Raw genomic sequence first — 17339 nt, 5'->3', positions numbered from 1 at the left:
CGGGGCCAAATCAAGCCTGACGTGGGGTCGCGTTGCAAATCCCGCGCCGCGCCTGCATAAGCGCGCCGGACACAGTCAGCGAAGGGCTCCGCCGATGATCCTCTACCCCGCCATCGACCTCAAGGACGGGCAGGCCGTGCGCCTCCTGCGCGGCGACATGGACCGCGCCACGGTATTCAACGACGACCCGGCGGCGCAGGCGCGCGCCTTTGTCGAGGCGGGCTGCGAATGGCTGCACCTCGTTGATCTCAACGGCGCCTTCGCCGGCGCGCCGGTCAATGCCGCCCCGGTCGAGGCGATCCTCGCCGAGGCCCGCGTTCCCGCGCAGCTTGGCGGCGGCATCCGCGACATGGCCACCATCGAGGCGTGGCTTTCCAAGGGGCTCGCGCGGGTCATCCTGGGCACGATCGCGGTCGAGAACCCCAGCCTCGTGCGCGAGGCCGCCCGCGCCTTTCCCGGACAGGTCGCCGTGGGCATCGACGCGCGCGCGGGCCGCGTCGCCACCAAGGGCTGGGCCGAGGTGACGGAGGTCGACGCCACCGACCTCGCGCGCTCCTTCGAGGACGCGGGCGTCGCCGCGATCATCTACACCGATATCGAGCGCGACGGCGCCATGCAGGGCCCGAATATCGAGGCAACGGCAGCGCTCGCCCGCGCCGTGCAAATCCCCGTCATCGCCTCGGGCGGCGTGTCCTCGCTCGACGACCTGATCGCGCTCAGGGATTGCGGCGCATCGCTCAACGGCGCCATCTCGGGCCGCGCGCTCTACGACGGCGCGCTCGACCTGCGCGCCGCACTCGCCGCGCTCAAGGGCTGAGCGCGGCGCAGGGACGTTACTGCCCCGCCGCCTTCGCCGTCAGCTTTCCCAGCGCGCCGGTCATCATCTTGATATACTCGGCGTCATCGTCGATCGCGAGGTCGTCGAACATCTCCTTGGGGTCCTCGTAGGCGAGCCACACCTGCCCCGCCCCGTCGCGATAGACCAGCACCTTCATCGGCAGGAACAGCCCCGCCACCGGGTCATCCTGCATCGCCTGCGTGCCGATCTTGGGGTTGCCGAAAATCAGCACCTGCGTGGGCGCAAGCTCCATATCGACCGACGCCGCGCCGGCGGCATGATCGACACGCGCGAATACGTTGGCACCCGCGCCCGTCACCGCCGCTTCCAGCCGGTCCATCGTGGTGCCCACGTCCGAGTAGGACTTGACCTTGACGATATCGTCACTGCTGGCCAGCGCGGGCAGCCCCGCCATGACCATCGCCGCCGCTGCAAGAAAACGCTTCATGATAAACTCCCTCGATTCCAGAACAGATAATGCGCGCATCCTCTGGCATCCGGACCGGAATGCCCATAAACAACGCCGTGAAATTCCTGTAACGGCAACAATATGCTCAAGACCCGGATCATCCCCTGCCTCGACGTCGCCGATGGCCGCGTGGTCAAGGGTGTGAATTTCGTCGATCTGCGCGACGCGGGCGACCCGGTCGATGCCGCGCGCGCCTATGACGCGGCGGGCGCGGACGAGCTGTGTTTCCTCGACATCCACGCCACCCACGAGAATCGCGGCACCATGTTCGACGTGGTCCGCCGCACCGCCGAGCAATGCTTCATCCCGCTCACCGTGGGGGGCGGCGTGCGCACCCCCGAGGACGTGCGCGCGCTGTTGCTCGCAGGTGCCGACAAGATCAGCTTCAACTCGGCCGCCGTGGCCGACCCGGACGTGGTGGCCCGCGCCGCCGACCGCTTTGGCAGCCAATGCATCGTGGTGGCCATCGACGCCAAGACCGTCGCGCCCGGCAAGTGGGAAATCTTCACCCACGGTGGCCGCAAACCCACCGGCATCGACGCGGTCGACTTTGCCCGGCTTGTCGCAAGCAAGGGCGCGGGCGAAATCCTGCTCACCTCGATGGACCGCGACGGCACGCAGCAAGGCTTCAACATTCCCCTCACCCGTGCCATCGCCGACGCGGTGGACATCCCGGTGATAGCAAGCGGCGGCGTCGGCACGCTCGACCACCTCGTCGAGGGCGTGACCGAGGGGCATGCCTCCGCCGTCCTCGCCGCGTCGATCTTTCACTTCGGCACCTATTCCATCGCCGAGGCCAAGGCCCACATGGCCGCCGCAGGCATCCCGATGAGGCTTTCGCGATGACCCTCGACGATCTCGCCCGCATCATCGCCGACCGCGCCGGCGCCGACCCGTCCGATAGCTGGACCGCGAAACTGCTCGCGAAAGGCCCCGAGAAATGCGCCGAGAAATTCGGCGAGGAGGCCGTCGAGGCGATCATCGAGGCGGTCAAGGGCGACCGCGAGGGCCTGACGGCAGAGGCGGCGGACGTGCTTTTTCACCTGCTCGTCATGCTGCAATCGCGCGGGGTGGCGCTGGATGACGTGATGACAGAGTTGGCGCGCCGCCAGGGCACATCCGGCCTGAATGAAAAAGCGTCCCGCCCGAAAGACTGAGCCCATGATCCGCCATATCGTCTTCTTTTCCGCCACCAACCCGGAGGATGTCGAGCACATCCGCGAGGGGCTGATGATGCTCGCGGATATCCCGCATTCCAGCCATTTCGAGGTGGGCCGCAACCTCCAGAGCGACGCCATATCCGCCGACCGGGTCGATCTCGTCGTCTATGCCGAGTTCGACAACGAAGAGGCGCTCGCCGCCTACAAGGCGCATCCCGTCTATGCCGCCTGTATCGCCCGCGTGCGCCCGCTGCGCGAATTGCGCATCGCCGCAGATTTCAAGGCCGGCTGAGGGCCCGCCGGGGCGATCTTAGACTCGGATGGCAGGTGTAGGTTCTGGCCTTGAGCGGTCGTTCAGGTCTTGGTGACAATGCGCGGAATCAAGGCGCGCTTGCGCGCCGCCGCGCAGCGCCCGACCGCCCCCCGGGCGGGCGCTTTTGCAACGTCCAAACCCGCACAATCGTTGAAGTATTCTGCACCATAAAGTGAAGACCACAAGCGTTTGAGCGCCCCCCCGCGGTCGGGCGCTGCGCGGCTCCCCGACCGACGTGCCAATTGGCAGCAAAAGGCCAACCACCCCCATCCCGCACCATGACCGACCGCTCACGACGTGCCAAGCGCCGCCTCCGCCGCCGCAGCGACGCGCAGCAGCCGCTCCTCCTGATTGGGCTTGCCGCACAGCATGATGCCACAGCTTGGCACCCCCGTTGGCAGCGTCACCGCGCACAGCCCCATCAGGTTGCCCACCCGCGTGTTGCGCAGCGTCAGCAGGTTCTCGGTGACATAGTACTCGTCGTCGCGCATCAGCCGCGCCTGATCGGGCGGCAGGTTGGGCGCCGCGGGCATGAGCACCGCGTCATACCCCGCCACCCGCGCGTGCCACGCCGCGCGCAAGCTGTCGAGCTTGCGCCACGCAGCCACGTAATCGGCGGCCGAGAATGCGGCCCCGCCGCGGAACCGTTCGAGAATCGGCGCGAACATCTTCTCCGGTGCGGCCTCGATCTCGTCGCGCCACAGCCCATAGGCCTCGCCTGTATAAAGCACCGGCGACAAGGGCATCGCCTCGGCCACTTCCGGCGCGGCGATCTCGTCGATCACCGCCCCGGCCTCGCGCAGCATCGCGATGGCAGCGGCGTGGGCGGCCTCGGGGCCCTCGCGCAGATCATCCATCACCACCGTTTGCAGCGCGGCAAACCGCGCGCCCTTCAGCGACGCGCCCCGCAAATCGGCGGACCGTCCGCCCTCGATAGCCGCCAGGGCAAGCGCCGCATCCTCGACGTTGCGCGCCAGCGGCCCCACCGTGTCGAAACGCGCGCAAAGCGGCACCACGCCCTCGCAGGACACCCGCCCCGCGGTGGTCTTGAGCCCCACCAGGTCGTTCCATGCCGAGGGGATGCGCACCGACCCGCCCGTGTCCGAGCCGATCCCGCAGGCAGCCAGGCCAAAGGCCACGCTCGCCGCCGCCCCCGAGGACGACCCGCCCGGCACGGCCTCCGCGTCGTTGACGCAGGGCGGCGTCGCGGTGATCGGGTTGAGCCCCAGCCCGGAAAACGCCAACTCGCTCATATGCGTCTTGCCCAGGCACACCAGCCCCCCCGCGGTGGCGTTGCGCAGCACTTCCGCGTCGCGCACGGGCACCCGGCCCGCCAGCAGCGCTGATCCTGCCTCGGTGGCCACGCCCGCGCTGTCAAAGAGGTCCTTCCAGCTCACCGGCACCCCGTCGAGCGGCCCGCGCCGCTGCCCGGCCTTCGCGCGCGCGCCCGCCGCCGCCGCCTCGGCGCGGGCACGGTCCTCGGTCACCGCGCTGTAGATGCGGTCGCGCGCGGGATGCGCGGCGATCGCGGCCAGGTAGGTATCGCACAGCGCCTCCGCGTCGATCTCTCCCCGACCGATCCCACGCCCCAGATCGCCCGCGCTCATCATCAGCCAGTCCTGCATCGCCCGCTCCCGTTTTTCGTGCTCCGCTCCTTGCTAGCGGCAGAGCTGCGCATGGACAATCCCGCGCGCACCGACATATTGAGGGGCATGGACCATGACAGCGATCTCCTCATCGTCGGCGGCGGGCTCAACGGCCCGGCCCTCGCGCTCGCGGCGGCACGGGCGGGGCTTTCCAGCACGGTGATCGACGCCCTGCCCGAACCCGCGCGCAAGAACGCCGCCTTCGACGGGCGCGCCTATGCGCTGGCGCTGGCCTCGGTGCGGCTCCTGCGCAATCTCGGGGTCTGGGACCGGGTGGCGGAAAACGCCCAGCCAATGCTGGAAATCAAGGTCTCCGACGGGCGCGCGGGCCAGGGGGCGTCGCCATTCTTCATGCATTTCGACCATGCCGAGATCGAGGAAGGCCCGATGGGCCACATGCTCGAGGATCGCTTCCTGCGCCGCGCGCTGATGGAGGCGATGGCCGAGGAGCCCCGCATCGCGCAGGTCTCGAATGACACGGTGACGGGGCAAGAGGTAGACGCCACCGGCGTGTCCGTCACCCTCGCCTCGGGCAAGGCGCGGCGCGGGCATCTGCTCATCGGGGCCGACGGGCGCGGCTCGGGCACCGCCGCGCGGGCGGGGATAAAACGCACCGGGTGGGGCTATGGCCAGACCGCCCTCGTCGCCGCCATCGAGCACGCGCTGCCCCATCACGGCATCGCGCACCAGTTCTTCATGCCCCCCGGCCCGCTCGCCATCCTGCCGCTGCCCGGCAATGTCAGCTCCATCGTCTGGTCAGAGACCGACGCCACCGCCGCGCGCTTCGCCGCCCTCTCCGATGCCGAATTCATGGAGGTGCTGCACCCGCGCTTCGGCGATTTCCTCGGCGATATCCGGCTCCGTGGCAAGCGCTACACCTACCCGCTCTCGCTCACCGTCGCCCAGAGCTTCATCGCCCCGCGCCTCGCGCTCGTGGGCGACGCGGCGCACGGGATGCACCCGATCGCGGGGCAAGGGCTCAACGCCGGGCTGCGCGACGTGGCGGCGCTGGCGCAGGTCCTGACCGAGGCCGCGCGCCGCGGCGAGGATATCGCCGCGGCGGACGTTCTGCGGCGCTACCAGCAATGGCGGCGCTTCGACACGGCCACGCTGGCGATGGCCACCGACCTCACCAACCGGCTCTTCTCCAACGACAACCCGTTCCTGCGCGCGGCCCGCGATCTCGGCATGGGCGCCATCGGCCACATGCCCGCCCTGCGCCGCGGCTTCATCCGCGAGGCGGCGGGCCTCACCGGCGACCTGCCCGCGCTGATGAAGGCGTGAGAGGACAGCCGTAGCGCCAGCCGCCCGAGACGGGCTACCGGCCCGCACGACCATATGCGGGCGTGGGGCGCGTCGTGAATGGCCTGAAGCGGACCCTCACAACTTGGTGCCAATGCGCGGAATCAAGGCGCGGAACGCGCCGCCGCGCAGCGCCCGACCGCCCCCTCGGGCGGGCGCTCCTCAACGGCTCATGTAGCGGTAATATAAGAAGTATACTGCACCATAAATCGCACAGCACAACCGCATTCGCGCCCACCCGGCGGTCGGGCGCTGCGCGGCCCCCCCAAGCCTTGCGCTGAAAGACCCCTCCAGACCATTCTCCGTCCCCCCGCACCGCCTCATTGTCCACCACATGCCCGGCCCCATCACCCGCCGAAATTTCCGCGCCGGCTCGGTGCACTCTTCCCTCCTGCCCCCTTTCCCCCTATCTCGAACCCATGATCGGGCGCGCCCTCCTCCTCTCCCTGTCCCTCACCCTCGCCGCCGCCCCGGCGCGGGCCGATTGCGTCGTGCTTCTGCACGGGCTGGCGCGCAGCGACGCGTCCTTCCTCGTGATGCAGGAGACGCTCGAGGCACGCGGCCTCGACGTCTACAGCCCCGGCTACCCCTCCACCGAGGACCGCATCGCACGGCTGGCCGAGGACATCCTGCCCTTCGCCTTCCGCGTCTGCGGCGACACCACCACCCATGTTGTCACCCATTCGATGGGCGGCATCCTGCTCCGCGCCTGGCTGGCCGAGCAGCGCCCCGCCAACCTGGGCCGCGTGGTGATGCTCGCCCCCCCCAACCACGGCAGCCAGCTGGTGGACGAGCTGGGCGGGCTGGAACTCTTTCGCTGGCTCAACGGTCCGGCGGGGATGCAGCTTGAAACCGGGCCCGAGGGCCTGCCCGAAACCCTGCCGCCGGTGGATTTCGAGCTCGGCGTGATCGCGGGCAACCGCTCGCTCAACCCGTATTTCTCCTCGCTGATCGCGGGGCCGGACGATGGCAAGGTCTCGGTCGCCTCCACCCGGGTAGAGGGCATGGCCGATCACATCACCCTGCCGGTCACGCATACCTTCATGATGAACAACCCGCTGGTCATCGCGCAGGTGACAGAGTTCCTCGCGCATGGCCGCTTCGATCCCGACCTGACGCTCGCCGACGTGATCTTCGGGCGTGACGAGAAATGAACCTGCCCGCGCTCACGCTGACGGGGGCCGAGTTTCTCTGGCCCGACGGCCCCGGCCCCGGCCCGCTCAGCCTGCGCGACGGGCTGATAACCGACGATCCCGCCCCGCGCCGCGTAGACCTGTCAGGCTTTCTCGTGCTGCCGGGGATGGTGGACGCGCATGGCGACGGGTTCGAGCATCACCTCGCCCCGCGCCGCGGCGCCCTCGCCGAGCCCGCCCTCGGCCTGCCCGCCGCCGAGGCCGAGCTGGCGGCAAGCGGCATCTCCACCGCGATGCTGGCGCAGTTCGTCAGCTGGGAGGGTGGGATGCGCGGGCCAGAGTTCGCCGCCCGGATGCTTTCAGCGCTCGATCATGCGCGCGACGGGCTCGCCACCGACCTGCGCGTCCAGCTCCGGCTGGAAACCGCGTTTCTCGATGCCTACCCCGCGCTCGAGGAAATGGTCGCGCGCCACCGCGTCGGCTACGTGGTGTTCAACGACCATGTCCCCCACGCGGCACTGGCTGCCGACAAACGCCCGCCGCGCCTCACCGGGCAGGCGCTCAAGGCCGGGCGCAGCCCCGAGGCGCATCTCGCTCTGCTCCAGCGCCTGCACGGCAACGCCGCCGAGGTACCCGCCGCCCTCGACGCCCTCGCCGCGCGGCTCACCGCCCAAGGCGTGCGCCTTGGCAGCCACGATGACACCACCGCCGGGGATCGCCACGCCGCCCATGCCCGCGGCGCGCGCATCGCAGAGTTCCCCGAGACGGTGGCCGCGGCCGAGACCGCCCGCGAGATGGGCGACGCGGTGGTGATGGGGGCACCCAACCTGGTGCGCGACGGATCGCACAAGGGCAACGCCGGGGCGCGCGAGATGGTGGCCGCCGGTCTCGTCACCGCGCTCGCCTCGGACTACCACCCGCCCTCGCTCGCCCGCGCGGCCTTCGCCCTCGTCGATGCCGGCATCTGCGACCTCGCGGCGGCATGGTCCCTCGTCTCGCGCGGGCCCGCGCGGATGCTCGGACTCGACGACCGCGGCGAATTGCGGCCCGGCCTGCGCGCCGACCTCACGGTGATCGACCCGGCCACCCGCCGGGTCACGGCCACGATCAGCGGCGGGCGGGTGAGCTACCTCTCCGGCGAGGCGGCGGCGCGGTTCCTGGGCTAGGGCTGCCGCCTGACACGCGGCGCCGGGCGGCGGCGGTTGGCCTGTTCCTGCCATTCCATGCAACGGTCGAGGTGCCGCGCAGCGCCCGACCGCGGGTGGGCGCTCAAACGGGTGTGGTCCTCGCTTTATGGTACCAAGTACTGCAACAATTGTGCGGAGTTAGACGTCACAAAAGCGCCCGCCCGGGGGGCGGTCGGGCGCTGCGCGGCGGCGCGTGAACGCGCCTTTACTCCGCGCATTGGCACCAAGCTGTGAGGGTCCCCTCCAGACCATTCATCACGTCACCCATCCCCCCGCCACCGGGCAGCGTGACACCATGAACGGGCGCGCCTCTGGACATCGCGCCCCACCCGCGCTCTACATGCCGCCATGACCGATCCGATCTATGCAATCCCCGACATCCACGGGCAGGACGCCCTGCTCGAAGAGGCGCTCGACCGCATCGCCCGCGATGGCGGGCCGGGCGCGCGGGTGGTGTTTCTCGGCGATCTCGTGGATCGCGGCCCCGACAGCCGCGCGGTGATCGAGCGGCTGATGCTGGGCCAGGCCGAGGGTCGCCCGTGGACGGTGCTACGCGGCAATCACGACCAGATGTTCCTGGACTTCCTCGACAGCGCGACACTGCATTCGCCGCGCGTGTCCTCGGGACTGGCGTGGCTCCACTTCCACCTCGGCGGGACCGCGACGCTCGCCTCCTACGGCGTCGCCGCACCCGACCCGGAGGTGGCCCATGCCGAGGCCCGAACCGAGGTGCCGCAGACGCATCGCGACTGGCTTGCCTCCCTGCCGCTCTGGCACAAGGCCGGGCCGCTGCTCTTCGTCCACGCCGGGATCCGCCCCGGTATCGCGCTCAACGCCCAGGACCCCGACGATCTGATGTGGATCCGCGCGGGGTTTCTCGACCACCCCGACCCGCACCCGTGGCTGGTGGTCCACGGCCACACCGCGCTCGACCACCCCGCCCATTTCGGCAACCGCATCGACCTCGACGGCGGCGCCGGGTTTGGCCGCGCGCTCTGGCCCGCGGTGTTCGAGGGCCGCGACTGCTGGCTTCTGGACGACACCGGCCGCACCCTGCTCACTCCTGCCGGATGATCCCGGTGATCGCCGCCGCCCCCACGGCGGTGACGATCCAACCGAACAGCTTGAGAAACCACGAAAGCACCCATGCCACACTGCCCCATGCGGTCGCCGTGGTTGCGGTCCAGGCCGCCTCCTGCCCCAGATCGACCAGCGGGATGAACACATCCGCCGCATAGGTCGCGGCGGCGAAGGTCTGGTAATGCTGCCCCACCTCCGACGCCTCCCACGCCAATGCAGGCATGTCGGGATTGGCCGCCATCGCCTGCGCCCAGTGCGGCGAGGTAAGGATGATATCGGAATTCGGAACCATGCCGCCAAAGTTCCAGACCCAGAGATAGAACGATCCCATTGCGGCAATCGTGCCCACTACCCAATACAGAACCCGCTGTGGCGCGTGGCCGTAGCCGACCATCAGGCGCAACGCCCCGTGCCAGAGCGGCATGATGCGAAGTTCCAGCCAGAGGCGGGCCAGCCGGTTCTGTATTTGATGATGATCAAGCGGCGTCACCTGCGCATCGCGCCGCTCGCGCAAGTGTTTCTGCTCATCGAGTGCGCGGCGTTTCCAGTCCCTCGACAGCAGGATTTCCTTCTCCAACCGTACCCGCCGCGCGTCGCCTGTATGCCCCATGCTTTGCATCACATGCGCAAGCTGCTCATAGGGCTGCGGGCGAAAGTCGTGTGCCGTCTCGGCATCCTTGGCCAGCCATTTCAACCGCATCCGCGTGTCCATCGGTCCGTGAATGCTCTCATACCGAAACCCGTTGAGATGGAGGTGCCCGACCTTCTCCCAACTCTCAGCGTCATCGACCAAATTCACCACATGCACAGCGTTCAGGTCGACTGCTCCGCGGACCGCCTTGACCCCATGCCAGTGAAAGTCCTCTGCCCCCATATTCTGCGCATTAACTGCCTTGCCCTCTGAATTGTCGAACCGAGCGGCTAGACAGGCAAACTGCCCGCCGATCCGGACCCCAGTTAGGTTCACCTCTCCTTCCGCGTAAACCTTGTGCATAAAAACGGAGTCAGTCACCTGAGAACTCTGCGCATAAAACGCTTTACTCCCGGCATTCAGGAACTGCGCGTCGTCACAGGCCAACTGTCCATGAATTATAGCACCAACGAAATTCACTTCTCCTTCCGCCTTCACCATGCGTAGAAACACACCGTCAGCCACTCTTGCGCGCTGCGCATTAAGCGCTTTGCCTCCTGCATTCGAGAAACGCGCACCATTGCAAGCCAACTGCCCGCCGATCTTGATTCCGGAGAGCCGCACTTCCCCTGTCGCAGTGATCTCACGCAGAAACACATCGCCTGATACATGTGCGCCCTGCGCGTTGAGCCCCGGAAGGTGGCTGTCACTGAGGATCAGGAATTCGAACCGCGCTTGCAGCGCCTTGATTCGGTTTTCGAACCGGCAGGCATGAAGCCCGGTCGTCCCCTTCGCCGTCGCGAAATCCAGGTCGAGCGTGTCCGTCACATAGGCCCCCATCAGAGCCACCCCTGCATCCTGCGTCGGGCACGTCTCGCACCCGCCGCAGATCAGGTAGCGCAGCAGGTCCGCCCGGACGGTCCGCGCATCGCTCGGGCCAGCGGGTAGCTTGCCATCCCCCAGAACTGTCGGCTCCCCCGCCCGGCAGTTCTTCAGCAGCGTCTTCTCGGCGGTGGTCAACATCGCCTCTTCGATGTCGTCATAGGTCCGGATCGTCATCACATCTCACTCGCGCAAGGGGATATCGGGGCGTGCCCCAGACAACCACCTTACCCATTCCCTGACAAGCCGCGCGCTGCCCCCGCGAACCTCCCGGTTCGTGCGCTGAACCTGCAGGTTCGCCCGATGCGCCCCCATGTCACCGTTGCCTTCGCGGACCCCCTGTGGCTACTCTGCGCGCAACCAGACAGGGAGGACCCCCATGACCGATATCGTGATTCTCGACGGCTGCCGCACCGCTATCGGCACGTTCGGCGGCAGCCTCGCGGGCACGTCGCCCACCACGCTCGGAACTATCGTTGCAAAAGAAGCACTTGCGCGATCCGGCGTCGAGGGTGGGCAGATCGGTCACGTGGTCTACGGCCATGTCATCAACACCGAGCCGCGCGACATGTATGTCAGCCGTGTCAGCGCCATCGACGCCGGCATTCCCGACACGGCGCCCGCGATGAACGTCAACCGCCTCTGCGGCTCCGGCGCGCAAGCCATTGTTTCCGTTGTGCAATCCCTGATGCTGGGCGATGCCGATTTCGGCCTCGCCGGCGGTGTCGAGAACATGAGCCGCTCGCCCTTCATCATCCCCGATCAGCGCTGGGGCGCCAAGATGGGCGACGTAACAACGCGCGACATGATGCTCGGCGCGCTCAACTGCCCCTTCGGCACCGGCCACATGGGCGTGACGGCGGAAAATGTCGCGTCGGAACATGGGATTAGCCGCACCGATCAGGACGCCTTCGCGCTCGAGAGCCAGCGCCGCGCGGCGCTCGCCATCGAAGAGGGACGGTTCAAATCGCAGATCGTGCCGGTCGAGGTGCGCGTGAAGCGCGACATGGTCCCCTTCGACACCGACGAGCACCCCAAGCCCACGACACCCGAGGCGCTCGCCGGTCTGCGCCCGGTATTCCAGAAAGACGGCAGCGTAACCGCCGGAAATGCAAGCGGAATCAACGACGGTGCCGCCGCGCTCGTGTTTGCCCGTGCCGAGGCTGCGGAGGGCGCGGGCCTCAAGCCGCGCGCCCGGGTTCTGGGCTATGCCCATGCCGGGGTGCGCCCCGAGGTAATGGGCATCGGCCCGGTCCCGGCGGTGGAAAAACTGCTGGCGCGCACCGGGCTGTCGGCCTCGGATTTCGACGTGGTGGAATCCAACGAAGCCTTTGCAGCCCAGGCACTTGCGGTCAACAAGGGCCTCGGTCTTGACGCCGCCCGCGTCAACCCGAATGGCGGCGCCATCGCACTCGGCCACCCCGTCGGCGCCACCGGGGCAATCCTCACCGTCAAGGCGCTTTACGAGCTCGAGCGGACCGGGGGCAAACGCGCGCTCATCACCATGTGCATCGGTGGCGGCCAGGGCATCGCGCTCGCGATCGAGGCGCTCTGAGCCTTTATTTTCAAGCTTTAACCGCTTGTTCACGACGATGCCGGATTGTGGGATGACCACGATCCGGCGCGGCGGAGGGCGGGCATGAGCCTGGCAAACAAGCTGGCAGAGGAACGGCGCGCGCGCCTCGCCGCCGAACGTCTGCTGGAACAGAAACAGGCGGAACTGCACGCCGCCAACCGCAAGCTCGGGCTGCATGCCCGCGCGCTCAGTCACGAGATCACCGAGACACGCGCCGAAGTCCAGACCGTGCGCAACGAGAACCAGCGCGTCAAATCCGATCTCAGCGTCGCCTACCAGAAGATCGAGATCGCAGAACGCCGACTCTGGCACTCGATCCAGACGATCGAGGATGGCTTTGCCTTCTTCGATGCCGACAGCCGGATGATCGCCGCCAACGACGCCTGGCTTGCCGCGTTCGACGGGGTCGAGGCGGTTCGGCCAGGTGCTAGCTATATTGAGATTTTGCAGGTCATCACCGAGGAGGGCATCGTCAATATCGGCGACATGAGTCCGCATGCCTGGCGCGAGCGTATGCTCGACCGCTGGCAGGGTCCCGCCCCCGAGCCCGAAGTAATCCGGTTGTGGAACGGGCATTATATCCGCCTCACCGACCGGCGCGGCGCAGGCGGCGACATGGTTAGCCTGGTGCAGAACATCACCGCCACGATCCGCTACGAGAAGGAATTGAAAGAGGCCCGCCGCCGTGCCGAGGCCGCGAACCGCGCCAAATCCGCCTTTCTCGCCAATATGAGCCACGAAATCCGCACACCGATGAACGGGGTTGTCGGCATGGCCGACCTGCTGATGGAGGGTTCGCTCGACGACGAGCAGCAGCTCTATGTCAACACCATCAAGCATTCGGCAGAGGCGCTTCTCGTCATCATCAACGACGTGCTGGACTATTCCAGGATCGAGGCCGACAGGCTCGTCCTGCATCCCGAGCCCTTCGACCTGGAGCGTTGCATTCACGAGCTTGTCACGCTGATGCAGGCCCATGCTCGCGATCGTGGGATCGACCTGCTGGTGGATTACGACCTGTTCCTGCCGACGCGGTTCATCGGCGATCCGGGACGCATCCGCCAGATCCTGACCAACCTCGTGGGCAACGCGGTCAAGTTCACCGAGGCCGGGCACGTGATGATCCGCGTCACCGGCATGCAGGCTAGTGAGGGGGCTGAAGCCGATATTCGCGTCACCATCGAGGATACCGGCATCGGCATTCCACCCGACAAGCTCGATCACATATTCGGCGAATTCAACCAGGCCGACGACGCGCAAAGCCGCAAGTTCGAGGGCAGCGGGCTCGGCCTCGCCATCTCGCGCAAGCTGGTGCGGCTCATGGGCGGCGATCTGTGGGTCGAGTCCGAACAGGGGCGCGGCTCGACCTTCGGGCTCTCGCTGCCCTTGCCCTCGGTCGAGGCAGGCATGTCTGAGGAAACCCGCCCCGACCCGGCGCTCACGCGCGCGCTGGTGGTCGAGCCGCACGATACCTGCCGTGCACTTCTAGAACGCCAGCTTGGCGCGCTCGGTATGCGGGTGACCACTTGTGCGGATGCATGCGCCGCGCTCGATCTTGTTGCCGCCAATGCGCCCGATCTGGTGATCTGCGACCACCACATGCCGGGCATGGACGGGTTCGAGCTTGCCACCGCGCTGCGCGCGGGGGGGTATGCTATGCACGTCATCGTGCTAAGCAGCAATTCCGGCAGCGCCGCGCAGGATCCAGCGTATGGCGACGTTCGGGCGGTGCTCCAGAAACCGGTGGTGCGGCGTGATCTCATCACCGCGCTTGCCGCGCTCTCCGCGCCGGATCCTGTCATCGCCTCAGCCGGTGACGGATGCGGCATGGACCGCGCCCCCGTCACACCGCGCGCGATGCGGGTGCTCGCCGCCGAGGATAACAAAACTAACCGACTCGTCTTTTCCAAGATGGTGCAGACGCTCGATATAGACCTGACCTTCGCCGAGAACGGGCGCGAGGCGGTCGCGCTTTTTCAGAGCGTGGTGCCCGATATCGTGTTCATGGACATATCCATGCCCGAGATGGACGGCAAGGATGCCACCCGCGCCATCCGCATGATCGAGGCCAACACGGGCGGGCACGTACCGATCGTGGCGATGACCGCCCATGCAATGTCGGGGGACGATGCCGATATCTTCGCCGCCGGGCTCGATCACTACCTGCCCAAGCCGCTCAAGCGCGCGGCCATCGTCGAACACATCACCGCGGCGGCAGACCCGGCGTTGCGCCCGCCCGAGCGCGCAGCGGCTCAGGTAGCGGGTTGATCGCGCAGGAACACGGGCCGGTCGGGCGCTGACAAGGCGGGCGCGTGCCGGTAGCCACCGGTGTCGAAATCAGAGAGGCTCTCCGGGTCACACAACCGATTCTGGATGATGAAACGTGCCATCGCGCCGCGCGCGCGCTTGGCGTAGAAGCTCACGATCTTTGGCTCGCCGCCCCGCTCTTCCATGAACACCGGCGTCACCACCCGCAGCCCGAGCGCGGCCAGATCGACCGCGCTGAAATATTCCTGGCTCGCGCAGTTCACAAGCGTATCGGTGCCGATCTCCTCGGCCTGCGCCTTGAGCGTCCGGGCGATCTTGTCACCCCAGTAGTCGTAAAGCGTCTTGCCACGGTCAGTCGCGAGACGGCTGCCCATTTCCAGACGATAGGGCTCGATGGCATCGAGCGGACGCAAGAGACCATAAAGCCCGGACAGGATACGGAAATGATCCTGTGCCCAGGCCATCTCGTCCGGGTCCAGCGAGCCGGCCTCCAGCCCTTGGTAGGTGTCACCGGCAAAGGCGAGCGCGGCAGGCTTCACCTCCATCGTGCCGAAAGCGGAGAACCGGTCAACGTTAAGCCGGGCGAGGCTGTCGCTGATCTTCATCAGCTTTTGCAACTCGCCCGCGTCGAGGCCGCGCGCCACCTGCGCCAGTTCTTCGGCCTCGGCGCGAAAGGCGGGGCGCGTGGGCGTGATACCGTGAGCGGGACTCATGTCCATCTTCTTGGCGGGTGAGACGACAACCAGCATGCGCGAAATCCCTCTCGTGACGGCAACGGGTGTGAGTTAGCCCGCCATCCGCAGAACGTCCAGAAAGGCCGGGCCGAAACGTTCGGCCTTTTGCGGCCCCATGCCGGGCAGGCGTTCCAACGCCTCAAGCGTCGAGGGCCGCCGCTCGGCGATCTGGCGAAGGGTGGAATGGGTGCAGGACAGGGGGCGCAGCGTGCCACAATCGCCGCGCGCCAGGTCACGCTGCACCTCTATCAGCCGGTCATAGACCTCGCCCGCCGCGCGCCCCGCGAGCTTGCGTCGGGTCGGATGCACCTCTTCCACCGCGCCGTTGATGACCTCGAGAAATGCCGCGCCGTACCGCTCCAGCTTGGTCGCGCCCACGCCCCCGATCCGGGCCATCGCGTCGAGATCGGCGGGCCGGGTCTCGGCCATCTCGATCAGCGTGCGATCATTGAAGACGATATAGGCCGGCACGCCCGCCGCCTCGGCCAGCGCGCGGCGTTTCGCCTTGAGCGCCGACAGGAGCGGCGCATCCTCCTCCGAGACCAGCGCCTTGACCGCCGGGCGCGGCGTGCGGCCCGCCACCTCGCGGCGCAGGCGGATCGGGGTCTCGGCCCGCAGGACGGGGCGGGCGGCCTCGGTCATCAACAGGGCACCGTGCCGTTCGGGATCGGGGCGTACCAGATCGTGTCCCATCATCTGGCGAAATACCCCCTGCCAGCCGCGCCGGTCCATGTCGCGGCCCACACCAAAGGTGGGCAGATCGTCATGCCCGCGGGCGCGCACCTTGTCCGTCGCATTGCCCGTCAGGATGTCGATCAGATGCCCGGCACCAAAGCGTTCCTCGGTGCGCAGGATCGCCGAGAGCGCCTTTTGCACCGCCTCGGTGCCATCGAATGTCTCGGGCGGCGTCTCGCACAGGTCGCAATGACCGCAGGGCGTGGCCTGCTCGCCGAAGTAGCGCAACAGCGCTACCCGGCGGCATTCCAGCGTCTCGGCAAGACCCAGGAGCGCATTGAGCCGCCCGTGATCCGCCCCGCGCCGCTCAGGCGGGGCGAGCCCCTCGTCGATCTGGCTGCGGCGCAGGCGGATGTCGTCGGGGCCATAGAGGGTGAGCGTCTCGGCAGGCGCGCCGTCGCGCCCGGCGCGCCCGATTTCCTGGTAGTAGGCCTCGATGGATTTAGGCAGGTCGGCATGGGCGACCCAGCGGATATCGGGCTTGTCCACGCCCATGCCGAAGGCGACAGTGGCCACCACGATCAGCCCGTCCTCGGTGTTGAAGCGGTGCTCGACATGGCGGCGCCGATCGGCCTCCATCCCGCCGTGATAGGCGCAGGCGTTGTGCCCGGTCTCGGAGAGCGCCTGCGCGAGGCTCTCGGTCTTGGCACGGGTGCCGCAATAGACGATGCCGGATTGTCCCTTGCGTGCGGCGGCAAAGCTCAGGATCTGCTGGCGCGGCTTGTCCTTGGCGGCAAAGGCGAGATGGATGTTGGGCCGGTCGAAGCCGTGCAGGAAGACCTGCGGCGGCTGTCCGTCGAAGAGCTTGACCACGATCTCGTCACGGGTTTCGGCATCGGCGGTCGCGGTGAAGGCGGCAAGCGGAACATTGAGCGCGCGGCGCAGCTCCCCGATACGCAGGTAATCGGGGCGGAAATCATGGCCCCACTGGCTGACGCAATGCGCCTCGTCCACGGCAATGAGGCTGACGCCAATGCGCCGCAGCATCCCTAGCGCCGTACCGGCGGCGAGCCGTTCGGGCGCGATGTAGAGCAGCTTGAGCCGCCGCTCCTCTAGCGCGGCCCAGACCTCGGCGGTCTCCTCCTCGGTATTGCCGGAGGTGAGCGCGCCCGCCTCGACCCCGGCCGCGCGCAAGGCCCGCACCTGGTCGCGCATCAGCGCGATGAGCGGCGAGATGACCACCGTCACCCCCTCGCGCATCATCGCAGGTAGCTGGAAGCACAGGGATTTACCGCCCCCCGTGGGCATGATGGCGAGCGTGTTGCAGCCGGTGGCGACGGTGTGGACGATCTCTTCCTGCCCCGGACGGAACGCGTCGAACCCGAAGACATCGCGCAAAAGCGTGGCAGCGCTCGGCATGGCAGTCCTGTAAGATTTTATTATCT

Annotated in this window: 15 protein-coding genes; 10 read left to right on the top strand and 5 right to left on the bottom strand. The window is 67.8% G+C overall.

Features of this window, described 5'->3' with window-relative positions:
- Nucleotides 1-94 precede the first annotated feature (94 nt).
- Nucleotides 95-817 (top strand): 1-(5-phosphoribosyl)-5-[(5-phosphoribosylamino)methylideneamino]imidazole-4-carboxamide isomerase, encoded by a 723-nt coding sequence (gene hisA, locus CRJ03_RS03410; RefSeq protein ID WP_104017519.1) that lies wholly within the window; start codon nucleotides 95-97, stop codon nucleotides 815-817.
- 16 nt (nucleotides 818-833) lie between these two features.
- Here hisA and CRJ03_RS03405 read toward each other — a convergent pair whose 3' ends face one another.
- A complete protein-coding gene (locus tag CRJ03_RS03405; protein ID WP_104017518.1) occupies nucleotides 834-1286 on the bottom strand; it encodes a DUF302 domain-containing protein in 453 nt (150 codons plus the stop codon).
- A gap of 102 nt (nucleotides 1287-1388) precedes the next feature.
- Here CRJ03_RS03405 and hisF point away from each other — a divergent pair, with 102 nt between their 5' ends.
- Genes hisF through CRJ03_RS03390 form a run of 3 tightly spaced genes read left to right on the top strand, consistent with a single transcriptional unit; the run spans nucleotide 1389 to nucleotide 2759 of the window.
- Nucleotides 1389-2153, top strand: a complete 765-nt coding sequence (gene hisF / locus CRJ03_RS03400) for an imidazole glycerol phosphate synthase subunit HisF (protein WP_104017517.1) — start codon at nucleotides 1389-1391, stop codon at nucleotides 2151-2153.
- The gene (locus CRJ03_RS03395; protein WP_104017516.1) at nucleotides 2150-2464 is read left to right on the top strand and encodes a phosphoribosyl-ATP diphosphatase; all 315 of its coding nucleotides are present in this window, start codon (nucleotides 2150-2152) and stop codon (nucleotides 2462-2464) included. The genes hisF and CRJ03_RS03395 overlap by 4 nt, the downstream gene beginning before the upstream one ends.
- A 4-nt stretch (nucleotides 2465-2468) precedes the next feature.
- Nucleotides 2469-2759 (top strand): Dabb family protein, encoded by a 291-nt coding sequence (locus tag CRJ03_RS03390; RefSeq protein WP_104017515.1) that lies wholly within the window; start codon nucleotides 2469-2471, stop codon nucleotides 2757-2759.
- Between the two features lie 311 nt (nucleotides 2760-3070).
- On the opposite strand, the gene CRJ03_RS03385 is transcribed toward CRJ03_RS03390, so the two are convergent.
- A complete protein-coding gene (locus CRJ03_RS03385) occupies nucleotides 3071-4405 on the bottom strand; it encodes an amidase (protein WP_104017514.1) in 1335 nt (444 codons plus the stop codon).
- A gap of 51 nt (nucleotides 4406-4456) precedes the next feature.
- On the opposite strand from CRJ03_RS03385, the gene CRJ03_RS03380 reads away from it, so the two are divergent.
- The 4 genes from CRJ03_RS03380 (at nucleotide 4457) to CRJ03_RS03365 (ending at nucleotide 9122) form a co-directional block, all read left to right on the top strand.
- Nucleotides 4457-5710 carry an FAD-dependent monooxygenase gene (locus CRJ03_RS03380; RefSeq protein ID WP_104017513.1) on the top strand — a complete coding sequence of 418 codons (1254 nt, stop codon included), beginning with the start codon at nucleotides 4457-4459 and terminating at the stop codon, nucleotides 5708-5710.
- Nucleotides 5711-6147: 437 nt separating this feature from the next.
- A complete protein-coding gene (locus tag CRJ03_RS03375) occupies nucleotides 6148-6882 on the top strand; it encodes an alpha/beta hydrolase (protein ID WP_104017512.1) in 735 nt (244 codons plus the stop codon).
- Entirely contained in the window at nucleotides 6879-8027 is a 1149-nt protein-coding gene (locus CRJ03_RS03370) for an alpha-D-ribose 1-methylphosphonate 5-triphosphate diphosphatase (RefSeq protein ID WP_104017511.1), read from the top strand. Before CRJ03_RS03375 ends, CRJ03_RS03370 begins: the two co-directional genes overlap by 4 nt.
- A gap of 369 nt (nucleotides 8028-8396) precedes the next feature.
- Nucleotides 8397-9122 carry a metallophosphoesterase family protein gene (locus CRJ03_RS03365; RefSeq protein WP_104017510.1) on the top strand — a complete coding sequence of 242 codons (726 nt, stop codon included), beginning with the start codon at nucleotides 8397-8399 and terminating at the stop codon, nucleotides 9120-9122.
- Here the strand turns inward: CRJ03_RS03365 and CRJ03_RS03360 are convergent.
- Nucleotides 9106-10779, bottom strand: coding sequence for a hypothetical protein (locus CRJ03_RS03360; protein WP_165375224.1), 1674 nt, complete (start codon nucleotides 10777-10779; stop codon nucleotides 9106-9108). The genes CRJ03_RS03365 and CRJ03_RS03360 overlap by 17 nt on opposite strands.
- A gap of 241 nt (nucleotides 10780-11020) precedes the next feature.
- Here CRJ03_RS03360 and CRJ03_RS03355 point away from each other — a divergent pair, with 241 nt between their 5' ends.
- Both CRJ03_RS03355 and CRJ03_RS03350 read left to right on the top strand, forming a co-directional pair.
- Nucleotides 11021-12196 (top strand): acetyl-CoA C-acyltransferase family protein, encoded by a 1176-nt coding sequence (locus CRJ03_RS03355; RefSeq protein ID WP_104017508.1) that lies wholly within the window; start codon nucleotides 11021-11023, stop codon nucleotides 12194-12196.
- An 84-nt stretch (nucleotides 12197-12280) separates the two neighbouring features.
- On the top strand, nucleotides 12281-14485 hold the full coding sequence (locus tag CRJ03_RS03350) for a response regulator (protein ID WP_104017507.1): 2205 nt from the start codon (nucleotides 12281-12283) through the stop codon (nucleotides 14483-14485).
- On the opposite strand, the gene yaaA is transcribed toward CRJ03_RS03350, so the two are convergent.
- Nucleotides 14470-15234, bottom strand: a complete 765-nt coding sequence (gene yaaA / locus CRJ03_RS03345) for a peroxide stress protein YaaA (RefSeq protein ID WP_104017506.1) — start codon at nucleotides 15232-15234, stop codon at nucleotides 14470-14472. The genes CRJ03_RS03350 and yaaA overlap by 16 nt on opposite strands.
- Before the next feature lie 36 nt (nucleotides 15235-15270).
- The gene (gene recQ, locus CRJ03_RS03340; RefSeq protein WP_104017505.1) at nucleotides 15271-17313 is read right to left on the bottom strand and encodes a DNA helicase RecQ; all 2043 of its coding nucleotides are present in this window, start codon (nucleotides 17311-17313) and stop codon (nucleotides 15271-15273) included.
- Nucleotides 17314-17339: the final 26 nt, after the last annotated feature.

This window comes from Roseovarius nitratireducens (genome assembly GCF_002925845.1).
Classification (GTDB): Bacteria; Pseudomonadota; Alphaproteobacteria; order Rhodobacterales; family Rhodobacteraceae; genus Roseovarius; species Roseovarius nitratireducens.
Note: the sequence above shows the minus strand (reverse complement) of the source record. Positions and strands in the feature narration are given on the sequence as shown.

Bases quoted from the DNA above. Each gene is read 5' to 3' on its own strand.
- hisA (WP_104017519.1), top strand. From the start codon at position 95: ATGATCCTCTACCCCGCCATCGACCTCAAGGACGGGCAGGCCGTGCGC.
- CRJ03_RS03405 (WP_104017518.1), bottom strand. From the start codon at position 1,286: ATGAAGCGTTTTCTTGCAGCGGCGGCGATGGTCATGGCGGGGCTGCCC.
- hisF (WP_104017517.1), top strand. From the start codon at position 1,389: ATGCTCAAGACCCGGATCATCCCCTGCCTCGACGTCGCCGATGGCCGC.
- CRJ03_RS03395 (WP_104017516.1), top strand. From the start codon at position 2,150: ATGACCCTCGACGATCTCGCCCGCATCATCGCCGACCGCGCCGGCGCC.
- CRJ03_RS03390 (WP_104017515.1), top strand. From the start codon at position 2,469: ATGATCCGCCATATCGTCTTCTTTTCCGCCACCAACCCGGAGGATGTC.
- CRJ03_RS03385 (WP_104017514.1), bottom strand. From the start codon at position 4,405: ATGCAGGACTGGCTGATGATGAGCGCGGGCGATCTGGGGCGTGGGATC.
- CRJ03_RS03380 (WP_104017513.1), top strand. From the start codon at position 4,457: ATGGACAATCCCGCGCGCACCGACATATTGAGGGGCATGGACCATGAC.
- CRJ03_RS03375 (WP_104017512.1), top strand. From the start codon at position 6,148: ATGATCGGGCGCGCCCTCCTCCTCTCCCTGTCCCTCACCCTCGCCGCC.
- CRJ03_RS03370 (WP_104017511.1), top strand. From the start codon at position 6,879: ATGAACCTGCCCGCGCTCACGCTGACGGGGGCCGAGTTTCTCTGGCCC.
- CRJ03_RS03365 (WP_104017510.1), top strand. From the start codon at position 8,397: ATGACCGATCCGATCTATGCAATCCCCGACATCCACGGGCAGGACGCC.
- CRJ03_RS03355 (WP_104017508.1), top strand. From the start codon at position 11,021: ATGACCGATATCGTGATTCTCGACGGCTGCCGCACCGCTATCGGCACG.
- CRJ03_RS03350 (WP_104017507.1), top strand. From the start codon at position 12,281: ATGAGCCTGGCAAACAAGCTGGCAGAGGAACGGCGCGCGCGCCTCGCC.
- yaaA (WP_104017506.1), bottom strand. From the start codon at position 15,234: ATGCTGGTTGTCGTCTCACCCGCCAAGAAGATGGACATGAGTCCCGCT.
- recQ (WP_104017505.1), bottom strand. From the start codon at position 17,313: ATGCCGAGCGCTGCCACGCTTTTGCGCGATGTCTTCGGGTTCGACGCG.